At 65.3% G+C, this 10,523-nt stretch carries 13 protein-coding genes; 6 read left to right on the top strand and 7 right to left on the bottom strand.

The features are described from left to right. From G3N99_RS26855 to G3N99_RS26845, 3 genes are all read left to right on the top strand, one after another. Window positions 1-1,068, top strand: a 1,068-nt coding sequence (locus G3N99_RS26855; protein ID WP_206123906.1) for a PLP-dependent aminotransferase family protein, incomplete at its 5' end; no start/stop codon positions are given. Between the two features lie 191 nt (window positions 1,069-1,259). Further along, window positions 1,260-1,964: a M35 family metallo-endopeptidase gene (locus tag G3N99_RS26850; protein WP_206123905.1), complete on the top strand. Its 705-nt coding sequence runs from the start codon at window positions 1,260-1,262 to the stop codon at window positions 1,962-1,964. Then, the gene (locus G3N99_RS26845; protein WP_206123904.1) at window positions 1,961-2,437 is read left to right on the top strand and encodes a hypothetical protein; all 477 of its coding nucleotides are present in this window, start codon (window positions 1,961-1,963) and stop codon (window positions 2,435-2,437) included. Before G3N99_RS26850 ends, G3N99_RS26845 begins: the two co-directional genes overlap by 4 nt. An 85-nt stretch (window positions 2,438-2,522) precedes the next feature. Here the strand turns inward: G3N99_RS26845 and G3N99_RS26840 are convergent, their stop codons facing one another. Beyond that, on the bottom strand, window positions 2,523-3,956 hold the full coding sequence (locus G3N99_RS26840) for a nicotinate phosphoribosyltransferase (protein ID WP_206123903.1): 1,434 nt from the start codon (window positions 3,954-3,956) through the stop codon (window positions 2,523-2,525). 73 nt (window positions 3,957-4,029) lie between these two features. After that, complete coding sequence (locus G3N99_RS26835; protein WP_174936960.1) at window positions 4,030-5,070, bottom strand: bifunctional nicotinamide-nucleotide adenylyltransferase/Nudix hydroxylase; 1,041 nt, start codon at window positions 5,068-5,070, stop codon at window positions 4,030-4,032. A 191-nt stretch (window positions 5,071-5,261) separates the two neighbouring features. Between G3N99_RS26835 and G3N99_RS26830 the strand changes: the two genes are divergently transcribed. The 3 genes from G3N99_RS26830 (at window position 5,262) to G3N99_RS26820 (ending at window position 7,736) form a co-directional block, all read left to right on the top strand. Further along, window positions 5,262-5,714, top strand: coding sequence for an SRPBCC family protein (locus G3N99_RS26830; protein WP_011354432.1), 453 nt, complete (start codon window positions 5,262-5,264; stop codon window positions 5,712-5,714). Between the two features lie 224 nt (window positions 5,715-5,938). Then, window positions 5,939-6,826 (top strand): DUF4261 domain-containing protein, encoded by an 888-nt coding sequence (locus G3N99_RS26825; RefSeq protein WP_206123902.1) that lies wholly within the window; start codon window positions 5,939-5,941, stop codon window positions 6,824-6,826. A 121-nt stretch (window positions 6,827-6,947) separates the two neighbouring features. Continuing rightward, complete coding sequence (locus G3N99_RS26820) at window positions 6,948-7,736, top strand: lysozyme inhibitor LprI family protein (RefSeq protein WP_206123901.1); 789 nt, start codon at window positions 6,948-6,950, stop codon at window positions 7,734-7,736. Window positions 7,737-7,894: 158 nt separating this feature from the next. Here G3N99_RS26820 and G3N99_RS26815 read toward each other — a convergent pair whose 3' ends face one another. The 5 genes from G3N99_RS26815 to G3N99_RS26795 all read right to left on the bottom strand — a co-directional run. After that, window positions 7,895-8,311, bottom strand: a complete 417-nt coding sequence (locus G3N99_RS26815) for a hypothetical protein (RefSeq protein ID WP_346778502.1) — start codon at window positions 8,309-8,311, stop codon at window positions 7,895-7,897. Then, the gene (gene speD / locus G3N99_RS26810) at window positions 8,308-8,691 is read right to left on the bottom strand and encodes an adenosylmethionine decarboxylase (protein ID WP_174936952.1); all 384 of its coding nucleotides are present in this window, start codon (window positions 8,689-8,691) and stop codon (window positions 8,308-8,310) included. The genes G3N99_RS26815 and speD overlap by 4 nt, the downstream gene beginning before the upstream one ends. Next, a complete protein-coding gene (locus G3N99_RS26805) occupies window positions 8,688-8,837 on the bottom strand; it encodes a hypothetical protein (protein ID WP_155291822.1) in 150 nt (49 codons plus the stop codon). Before G3N99_RS26805 ends, speD begins: the two co-directional genes overlap by 4 nt. Further along, window positions 8,834-10,351: a DUF4178 domain-containing protein gene (locus tag G3N99_RS26800; RefSeq protein WP_206123900.1), complete on the bottom strand. Its 1,518-nt coding sequence runs from the start codon at window positions 10,349-10,351 to the stop codon at window positions 8,834-8,836. Before G3N99_RS26800 ends, G3N99_RS26805 begins: the two co-directional genes overlap by 4 nt. Window positions 10,352-10,360: 9 nt before the next feature. After that, window positions 10,361-10,523: SHOCT domain-containing protein (locus G3N99_RS26795; protein ID WP_206123907.1), on the bottom strand; the 163-nt coding region annotated here is incomplete at its 5' end.

Genomic DNA, 10,523 nt, shown 5'->3' with positions numbered 1-10,523 from the left:
CTGCGCGCCGCGTCGCGCGACGAATCCGACGCGCTGACCGACTACGCGACGCCGCTCGGCCTGCCCGCGATGCGCCAGCAGCTCGCCTGGCGGCTCGCGCAGCACGGCGTCCAGGCCGAACCCACGCAGATCATGCTGACCGACGGCGGCTCGCACGCGCTCGATCTCGTCTGCCGCCTGCTGCTGGAGCCGGGCGACACGGTCGTGCTCGACGATCCGTGCTACTTCAACTTCCAGGCGCTGCTGCGCGCGCACCGTGCGCGAATCGTCAGCGTCCCGTACACGCCGCACGGCCCCGATCTCGCGCGCTTCGAGCAGGTGCTCGCGGAGCATCGGCCGCGCCTGTACATCACCAACTCGGCGCTGCACAACCCGACCGGCGCGACACTCTCGGCGCCCGTCGCGCACCGGCTGTTGACGCTCGCGGCCGAGCATGGCCTGCTGATCGTCGAGGACGACATCTTCGCGGATTTCGAGAGCACGCCCGCGCCGCGCCTCGCGGCTTTCGACGGGTTGTCGCGGGTCGTGTCGATCGGCAGCTTCTCGAAGACGCTGTCGGCCGCGATCCGCTGCGGTTACGTCGCCGCGCGCCCGGAATGGATCGAGGCACTCGTCGACCTGAAGCTCGCGACGTCGTTCGGCCATGCGCAGATCGGTGCGAATGTCGTCCACCGGCTGCTCGTCGACGGCACGTACCGGCGCCACGTCGACAGCCTGCGCGCGCGCCTCGCGGATGCGATGGGCGAAACGCTTCGACGCGTCACGCGCGCCGGGCTCCGGATCTGGACGGAGCCGCGCGGCGGCCTGTTCGTATGGGCGGAATTGCCCGACGGGCTCGATGCCGCGCGTGTCGCGCGCCACGCGCTGGATCAGGATGTGGTGCTCGCGCCCGGCAACGTGTTCAGCGCGTCGCACGGCGCGACGTCGTACCTGCGCTTCAACGTGTCGCGCTGCAAAGGGCCGGCGGTGTTTGATGCGCTGGCGCGGGCGATGGAGGCGGTGCGTGTTGAAGAACGCAGTGGCATGCAGCCGGATGCGGGCAATCGTGCCCGCGCTCGGGAATACTGAAACGCCGCAATTGGGCAGACAATTTCGGAACGGATCGGTAATCTGCCTCCATCGTCTGCAGTCACGCGGACAGAAATCCGATAGAGCATGTCGCTCGGGACACCTCGTCTCGTAAATCGTACACGTCCAATAGACGAACATGCCTCGGTGAGCCGATAGTTTTCTCCCTCTTCCGGAGAACTATCGAATCAATGAGCGAAAACATCGACTCAAGCGACACCTCGCAACAAGAAGATTGCGATGAATGGATATGCGTCGGAACCACTTATACAAACACCACACCGGGCTCCATTCACGCGATCGAACTCGACATGGCGCAAATCTGCGAAAACATGTCGAACAAGAAGTTCAGGCAACTGATTGCACGGCTGCGCGATGCCGCAATTGCCCTGATTCGAGAGCGGATTCACGGTCTCGCGATTTGGGATCAGGAAGAACAGCACCGCGTCCAGACATGGTTCGGCAGATCAGACGACATAGTCCGACAAAGGCTGAACACCGGCTTACCCAAACTTCTGCGCGTCATGCAGGAACTGAAACCCGAGAATGTCATCCGGTGGGACGAGCAAACGCAGAGAAACATAACGTGCACCGTGTTTCCCGACAACGGAATCACGGATGCCGCGGTATGCAAACCCGACTCCCACCGGCGGATAATCGCGATCTATCCGCACTTCTGCACGCTTCCCGATGCTCGGCTTTCTACCAACTGCAAGCTGAAAGTCCTGATTCATGAATGCTCGCACTACATCGATACATTCAACTCGAACGACGAAATCTACGGGTTCGGCACCGGCCTGAAGTACTGGGCTCAGACACACCGGGATAAAGCGATCGACAACGCAGACAGCCTCGCCTGCTACGTTTCATTCTTCGACGACAGGATTCTGTGGTGACATTTCTTGCACGCGTGATAAGCATCCCGGTCTGGTTCTGCCTCTCGTTTTCGATGTCGTCCACGGCTTGTACCGTTTCCGAAGACATGCTTGACAGCGTTCCGCTCAATTCCGACGCGATCCCTAACGAGGATCGCGTCAAGATTGCGGAAATGGTCATTCGCGCGCGTCGATGGCCGGACGCAGAGATTCAAGGCATCGTCACTGCCGGCGCCCACATCGGGGAAGCCGATCCACAGGCGCTTGCGTTGCGACGAGCGGCGAACCTGAAGGAATATTTGATACAGCTCGGCGTCAAGAACGAGAACATCTGGTCGGACACCCACATCATCTCGAAACCGTATCCGAAAGACAGCGCCGGTTACGAAGGTTATCTTCAGATCGGACTGACACTGGTGCCGCTTTGCAATGACGGATGTCGGCGCCTGTGCGGCGATCCGCGTACCACACCGACATCCAGAGCCCTTCACTGAGGTAGTCCGCAACTAAACGGCATCGCGATCGCGTCGCGTCGGCGACCGAGTGACCCGAACCTCTTGCACCTCCCCGCCGCCTGCCTCACACCTCCCCCGCGTGCGCCCTTGCCCGCACTTCCGCAAACGACGTATCGACGAGCAGGCGCCCCGTATCGAACACCGTTTCCAGCGCCTCCTCCCACTCGCCTTCCAGCATCCGGTCGTCCCACGCAGCGGGCAACGTCGTCGTCCGATACTCACCGGTGCGGAAACTGCGCAGCAGCGTGAGCCGCCCCTTCTTCGAGCGCTTGCCCTGATCGGTGACCGGATCCTTGCAGACGTCGTGCCACACGCCGTCGCGCCGGATCGCCGAGCACTTCATCGCAAAGCGCTGCGTATCGCGGTTCACCTGCTGCAGCAGCCCGCCGCCCATGCCGAACACGACGTTGCCGGCCGCATAGCCGGCGTCGTCGAGCGCGGACAGAATCGCTTCGATCGACAGCTCGTCGACACCATCGCCCTGGATCACGCGCACCCGATTCAGCACGCGCCGCCCCTTGCTGTTCACGGTCGAGCCGAACGACTTGTCGAGCGCGCGCACGGTCTGCAGCACGATCGCCACGGGGTCGCCCGAATCGGGACGCACGACCAGCGTCGCGCCCGAATCGAGCACGGCCTGCCGAAGCTCGCCGCCCCACAGCTCGAGTGCGGCGAACAGATCGTAGGAGTCCGACACGACCGATACGATTGCCCCAGGCAGGCCAAAGCGGCGAATCATGTTCCGGTACGCATCGGCTTCGTGTTCGCGACCCCACGACGTGATCGTGCTGTGTTCGGCCGCCGGCACCGAGTATGCGGCCATCGGCTCGCGATAGAAGCGGTTCGCGGCCAGCACGCCGAGCACCGTGTCCGAGCCCATGAAGTTCACGAGGTGCGCAGCACCGCCGATCGCGGCCGACTCCGCACTCGACACGCCGCGCGCGCCGAAGTCGTGCAGCTTGAACGGCAGTTGCGCGAGATCGTCGTCGGTCTTTTCGAGGAAGCGGCGGATCGTCTGCCGCAGATGCCAGCTGCGCGTCGCGACCGTCACCGGATACCACACGCGCAGCAGCATCGTCTCGAGATACGACGCGAGCCAGAACACCTGCGGGTCGTCGCATTCGACCGTCATCAGCACGTTGTGCGCCGGCACGACCGAGCCTTCGGGCACCGCGCGGATCTTCACCGGCAGGTAGCCGTCGTAGCGTTCGACGATGTAGCGCCACCCCGCTTCGTTGAACGGCTCGCCGTGCACCGTGAAGAAATCGCGCGCTTCGTCGATCATCGCGTGCGTGACCGGCTTGCACAGATATTCCTTCAGCAGCATCTGCAGGCCGAAGAACACCGTGCGGTCGTAGCGGCCGCCGCGCGATTCGACGTACGAGAACATCGCCGATGCGTCGGGCGGATATTGCAGGAAGTGGGAAGCCTTGTACGAATCCGTGTTGAAGATCGGATTGGCGAGAACCGCGGCAAAGCCGCCGAGATCGTTTTGCATGGCTAGAGCTCCTCTAGGCCGTTGAAGTGCCGCCGCGTCTGTCGCGGCGGACGGAATGCGGGGAATCAGCGGATCACAGCTTCCCCAGGAAGTGATACGCGATGTCGAAGTGATCCTCGAACATCACGCCGCGCATCTGCGCGAACTCGTTGAGCGGCACCCAGCGCGCCTTGTCGGCATCGTCGCTGCCCTTCACGCGCGGCAGCTCGCCGGTCGGGAAGTTGAACAGGCACGCATGCGTGATCGTGCGGCCGCGCAGCGAGCGCGTCGGGTGATCGAACACCTGGCGATCCTTGATCGAGCCGCGCAGTACGGGCTCCGGCAGCTTCAGGCCGGTTTCTTCGCGCAGCTCGCGGATACAGGCCGCGTCGAGCCGCTCGTCCTGGTTCACGAACCCGCCCGGCAGCGCCCACAGGCCGCGGCCCGGCTCGCTGCGGCGGCGCACGAGCAGGATATGACCCGAGTGCACGACCACCGCGTCGACCGTCACGAACGTGACCGGATACGGCGCCGCCGCCCACGCCTTGTGATACCCGGCGATGAATTCGGCTTCCGACTTCAGTTGCGCGAATTCCGGCTGCGTGCGGAAACGCTCGAGCCAGCCGAACACGGGTTCCGGCACGGCCCACTGCACGAAGCTGTTGGGGCGTTCGGCGAAATACTGGTCGCGGATCTCGGTAGCGGAAATGTCTTCCGTCGCGTCGACGTCGACGAGCTCCCATTGCGGGAACATCCGCAGGTAATACGACGTGGCGTCCTTCTCGTGGCCGATCAGCCCGACCTTGCGCTGCGCGATATCGCCGAGCGCGGACGCGACGGCGTCCTGCACCCAGCGCACCCAGTCGCCGTCGTTGTAGGTCGAATCCTGCAACGGCGCGATGGTGACGCGGTCGCGCTCGGACGCGTCGAGCAGCGAAGCCAGCATCTGGCGGCGCTCGTCGAACGAGAACGGATCTTTTATGGTGCGGGGCTTGTCGGTCGATCCGATCAGCACGCACACGCGCTCGGCCCGGCTCAGTGCCGACTTCAGCACATTCAGGTGACCACGATGCGGAGGCTGGAAACGACCAATGAAAACGAGCGCGTCGAAGCGCCGGTTCTGTTGCGTACTCATGAGGCTCCCTCAAGAGATTGAAACGCTTCGGGTCTTTCCCGAAGGGTTGAAACGAATCCTAGGGGAAATCCCGGGGTGCGTCAATCGAGCCCGTTCGAGCCCCTCCTCGACTTGACCAAGTCTGAAGAAATGCGCGGCATTGGCGGGTTACACTCGATTTCATCCCAATCCGCGCCTTTGCGCCCGCCATCATGAGGATCTCAGTCAGCCGGACCGTCGGCGTCGATCGCAGACGCCTCTTCACGTGGTCGCAGGATTACGCGCGGCGGCTCGTGTGGGACAGCTTCCTCACCGACGCCTATCTGCTCGATGGCATGACGGCCGACGTCGGCGTCGATGCGTTCTGCCGCAGCCAGTCGGGCGCGACGATGGTGTCGCGCTACATCTCGTACCGTCCGCCGCAGGTCGCCGCCGTCGAAATGGTCGACGGGCCGAAAGTGCTCGAACGCTTCAGCGGCAGCTGGAACTTCACCGAGCACACGCCCGGCACGACCGAGGTGAAATTCACCTACCACTTCCGCGTCCAGCCGGCCTGGCTGCGCTGGCTGCTCGAACCGCTGATCGGCGCGTTCTATCTCGTGCAGACGCGCCGGCGTCTCGATTCGTTCAAGCGCTGGGCCGAAGCCGAAGCGCTGCCGCACTGATCATCGCTGCCGCGGGCCGCGCGCCCGCACGGCCCGGCTTGCCCGCGCCACCTCCTCCCGAAAGTGTTCGAACGCGCCACCGCCGCGCCGTCGGGCATTCACCGCACATTTGCCAGATTCGCCGAACCCGGGGAAACTACGGGCGGCCGTCACCCTGACGGCGGGCCCCGACCGAGAGAACGGGGCACACCTCCCTGCAACGGCTACGACACGAACTCAATCCGATGAGCCTGATATCCCGATTCTTTGGCCGCAAAGAAGAACCCGAAAACCCCGTCGCGCTGGTCGCGGCACCCGACGTCGAGAATCCGCTGAGCGTGACGGTCGTCTTCGACGGTCCGCTGCAGGTCGATATCGCCGCGCTGACGGCCGCGCTGCGCGCGTACCACCCGAGCATGAAGCAGGCGCGCGTCGAAACCGAGCCGACGCTGGAGCAGGTATTCGGGCTCGCCGGCTGGGGCAACCACGTTGTCCGGCTGGTCGGCTTCGACGCGCCCTATCCGTCCGAGGCACTGGAAACGTGTGTCGCACCGGCCCACTACGGGCAGGACCTGAAGCAGCAGGTGCGTGCGAGCCGCAGCCACGTGATCCTCTACTACGCCGGACACGAAGCGAATCCGCTCGACCAGTATGTCGCGCTGGCGGCCGTCGCTGGCGCGCTGGCCGAACAGAACGGCCTCGCGGTGCTGAACGAGCACGCGCACACGTCGCTGCCGGCCGGTGTCTTCAATGCGAAGGAACTCGGCGAGGAAAGCCTCGAAGTGCTGCGGGATATCCCGCTGAACCTGTTCTTCTGCGGCTTCGTGAAATACGAAGTCGAAGGCGTCAACGGCGTGTGGATGCGCACCTATGGCGCCGACGTGTTCGGCCTGCCCGATTTCGCCGCGCTCGCGGAAGGCCATCACGAGGGCGAACGCTACTCGGGCATCTTCAACAACGTGATGCATTACCTGCTGGAAAGCGGTGCGCGCATGCACGCGGGCGAAACGATGCAGATCGGCGCGGAAACGTTCATGAAGCTGCGCGAGCCGCTCGAGCACGAGTATTACCTGCAGGGGCCGGCGCCGGTGCTGGTGGCCGAGCTGATTTCGGCGGACGAAATCAATCGCTGATTTCACCCCGTCGTATCTTGCTGCACGGCGTACCGGTTCAAGGCTTTGCGAACCGCGTGCGCCGCTGCGTCACGTGACGGCGGTGTGATAGCCGCCACTCGAACCCGATGAGGAGCCATCCGTGTTCGGTATTCGCCTGGGTCTCACGCTGGCCGCCATCGGCCTCTCGTTGTCGGCCCATGCCGACAGCATCGACTGCTCGCGTGCAAAGACACGCACCGACCGCCTGATCTGCAGCGACAAGGCCCTCGTATCGGCCGACAGCGCATTGTCGAGCGCTTTCTACGATGCAGTCGGCATCGCCGACGACCAGCAAGCGGTCATCCAGTCGCAACGCGCATGGCTCAAGCAGCGCGATGCGTGCGGCGATGCAGCCTGCGTCGCAGCGGCCTACCGCGACCGTACGGCGGCGCTGAAGCAGGTGAAACACGCAGGCTGGAAAACCTATCGCGACCCGGCGCTCGGCATCTCGTTCGAGTACCTCGGGAACCGCCAGATCAAGAAGCCGTGCCCTGAAATCGGCGGCGACCGCTGCGTCGCAGTCGTCGGCCGCAACATGACGAACAGCAACTATTTCATCGCGTTCGAGATCGTCGATGGCGCGCTCGAACCCGTTGCGAAAAAGGAAGCCGGTTTCGAGCCGCAGGACGACGGTAAATGGATGTCGACGTATGGTCGCGGCACGCCGCAAGAGGTCGAACGCTTCTCCGGCGCAGGATGGCACGGCATGCGCGCGACGATCACGTGCGGCATCAGCGATCCGGAAACCGGCTTCCACGCAGCCGGCGGCGAATGCTACTGGGCGGTGCTGAGCAACGGCAAGCGCGCGGCCGTCGCGAATACGCAGGGTATCGTCGGCACGGACGACGCGACGCTGCACAGCGTGTCGTCGTTCCGGTTCGACCGGTAGAGGGAGCGGCGCGACGCTCGACCGCCCGGGCACGAACAGACGCGTAATACGCTATCGCAATGAAGCCTCGGCGGCGGCGTATCGCCAATGCAGGCAACGATGAAAGCGCACCTTCCGGCCCGATCCGCACCCGCCGCGCCGTTCAACCCGCCGGCATACTAACGCGCACCGTCCCCACGCAACGGGAACGTCTCCGCACCCGCATCGCGGCGCAACGTGACTTCCGCACCGGTCAGCCATCCTGACGATTTCAGGATCGGGCGCGCCACCGCATACAACCGGTCGGCGCTGGCGCCATACAGGTACAGATAACCGTCGTTGCCGTCGCGATGCAGCTCGGTCTCACCCAGTTCGCCGGCCCCTGCCTGCTTCACCGCGCGATCCAGTCGTTGCTCCAGCGCGTGAAGGCGCGCCTTGTCCTTCTCGTAGTAATCGAAATGCACCATCACGACCAGCCCGGGCGGCTTCGGCGGCACATCGGCGGCCGCGTTGCCGGCAAGCAGCACCCAGCCGAGCAACGCGGCAAACCGGATTCCGTTACGCATATCGGTAAAAGAGGTGGATCGCCCGCTCACGTCGGCGCGCCGCCGCGCGCGACCTGCTGCCGGACTTGCGCCTGCGTGCCGAGCGCCGCGGCGATCGCATCGACCGCATCGGCCGCACGCGCCGCGCCGCACATGAACGCGTCGACGGCCGCGAAGCGATGCTCGGGCCACGTGTGGATCGTGATGTGCGATTCGGCGAGCAGCACGACGCCCGTCACGCCATGCTCGCCGCCGAAATGATGGAAATGCGCGCCGATCACGCGTGCACCCGCCTGCTGCGCCGCTTCGGTGAGGATCGACTCGAGCCGGGCGGCATCGCGCAGCAACGCCGCGTCGATGCCTGCCAGGTCCGCCAGCACGTGTGAGCCGAATGTCGCGCGCGGTGATGCGATCTCGTCGCGCGCGGTCATTTGTGCGACCCGTACGACGAGTAGCCGCTGCGGGCCGACGAGCTGCCCCAGCCACTGCCGCCCGAACCGCTGCCACCGATCGATGCGCAGCTGAACAGCGTGACGACGATCAGGCCGTAGATGCCGTAGAGGATGTACCGGATCACGCGTTGCCCCCGTCCGATGCAAAACTCTTCCACAGCCACTCAGGCAGCCACAGCACCAGCAGGCCGACCAGCACGTAGACGGAACGGCCGCTGAACGAGAACAGCGAGCCCATGTTCAGGATCACGAGCAACGCGCTGAACACGAGCGGCAGCGGCGCGAAGCTGTGCGGCCCCTTCCTGCCGAACAGACCCGTCGACACGGTGGCGCCCGTTGCCGTCGCAGCCGCAGCCGTCGCGAGCGCCGGCGTGCCGAAGCGTTCGGCAAGCGTGCTGCCCGACAGCGGCCGCGCGCGCGACCAGACGATCTCCGCGTCGCTGCGCTCGCGCGTCAGCTTGTCCTTCTGCCAGCCGTAGTCGATGATCGACGTGCGATCGCCGACCTGCACGCGCCAGTTGAACGCACCGACCACGTAGACGACCTCCGAGTCGTATTCCTCGCGCAGGCGGTAAGTCTTGTCGCCGTCGGTCACGTTGGCATCGCTGCCGATCGTCGGCCATTGGTCGAGCACCTGCACGCGCTCCCAGCGCCCTTCGCTCTGCACGAGCCACAGGAACCCGCGCTTCGGGTTCAGCAGCAGGTATTCGTCCCACGTCTCCTCGTCGTCCGGCACGCGGCAACGCATCATCCCGATCACCGTGTACTTCACACCATCGAACGTGCCGACCGCGCCGAGCTCCAGCGCCCCCTTCACCGCTTCGAGCTTGCGCTGCGCCGCGAACACGGTCTGCTGCTCGGCCGTGCACTGCACGCCCGCATGGCAACTGCCGCACACCACGTAGTCGGCGACGTTCGGCGCGTACGACAGCGGCGCGCCGCAGCTCGGGCACGCGAACGGCACCATCTCCGCGCCGCGCTTCTCGCGCGTATCGTTTTCGGTATCGCGCAGCCCGGTGAACGCGAGCGCATCGAACTCGAGGGCTTCGCCCGTATAGACGGCCGGGCTCCCGCCGTTCGAATCGGCGTCGGAATAATCGTAGGTCGCGAATGCGTTGCCGGTGCGCAGGTCGACGACGCGCGCCTCCCAGCCGGCATCGACGCGGAACGGCAACTCACCGTCGCCGCCCGTGCAGCGCGCGGTGCGCACGTCCGATACGAGAAACGCGCGGCCGCCGTGGTCGATCCGCATGCCCGGTTCCAGCGTGCCGAACGCGGGCCACGCGCCGCCGGACGCATCGTCGGGCTCGCGCACCGTGATCGCATACTGGCCCGACGCATCCGACAGCCAGCCGAACGTGCCGTCGTCGAACACGACGTACCACTCGCTCCACGCGCCGGCGTCGTAGGTCATCTGGATGCGCCCGAGCACCGTGAACGTACGCTTGTCGTAGCGCCCGGCCGCGCCGATCTGGATCGGCGACGCGTCGTCGAGCACCGCGGCCAGTTCGCCGATACGTTCGACGTCGGTGCCACGCTTGAGCAGCGTGCTGCGGCAGAACGCGCAGACGGCCATCACCGCCGCCGCCGAGTGAAACTCGACCGGCGCGCCGCACTGGGGGCACGAGGTACTGAACATGCTCGACGCTTACCGGGTGAGCTTCGCGAGGATCTCGGCCTTCGCGCGCGAATATTCGTCTTCGGTCACAAGGCCCTTATCGAACAGCGCCTTCAACTGTTCGAGCCGCTGCACGTAATCGGTGCCTTCCGCCGGCGCGGCAGGCTGCGCGGCGGCCACCGGCGCCGCGGCG

The sequence above is a fragment of the Burkholderia sp. Ac-20392 genome (genome assembly GCF_017104585.1).
GTDB classification, from domain to species: domain Bacteria; phylum Pseudomonadota; class Gammaproteobacteria; order Burkholderiales; family Burkholderiaceae; genus Burkholderia; species Burkholderia lata.
This window is presented reverse-complemented; position numbering and strand designations above follow the sequence as displayed.

Bases quoted from the DNA above. Each gene is read 5' to 3' on its own strand.
- G3N99_RS26835 (WP_174936960.1), bottom strand. From the start codon at position 5,070: ATGAGTACGCAACAGAACCGGCGCTTCGACGCGCTCGTTTTCATTGGT.
- G3N99_RS26825 (WP_206123902.1), top strand. From the start codon at position 5,939: ATGAGCCTGATATCCCGATTCTTTGGCCGCAAAGAAGAACCCGAAAAC.
- G3N99_RS26800 (WP_206123900.1), bottom strand. From the start codon at position 10,351: ATGTTCAGTACCTCGTGCCCCCAGTGCGGCGCGCCGGTCGAGTTTCAC.
- G3N99_RS26830 (WP_011354432.1), top strand. From the start codon at position 5,262: ATGAGGATCTCAGTCAGCCGGACCGTCGGCGTCGATCGCAGACGCCTC.
- speD (WP_174936952.1), bottom strand. From the start codon at position 8,691: ATGACCGCGCGCGACGAGATCGCATCACCGCGCGCGACATTCGGCTCA.
- G3N99_RS26850 (WP_206123905.1), top strand. From the start codon at position 1,260: ATGAGCGAAAACATCGACTCAAGCGACACCTCGCAACAAGAAGATTGC.
- G3N99_RS26840 (WP_206123903.1), bottom strand. From the start codon at position 3,956: ATGCAAAACGATCTCGGCGGCTTTGCCGCGGTTCTCGCCAATCCGATC.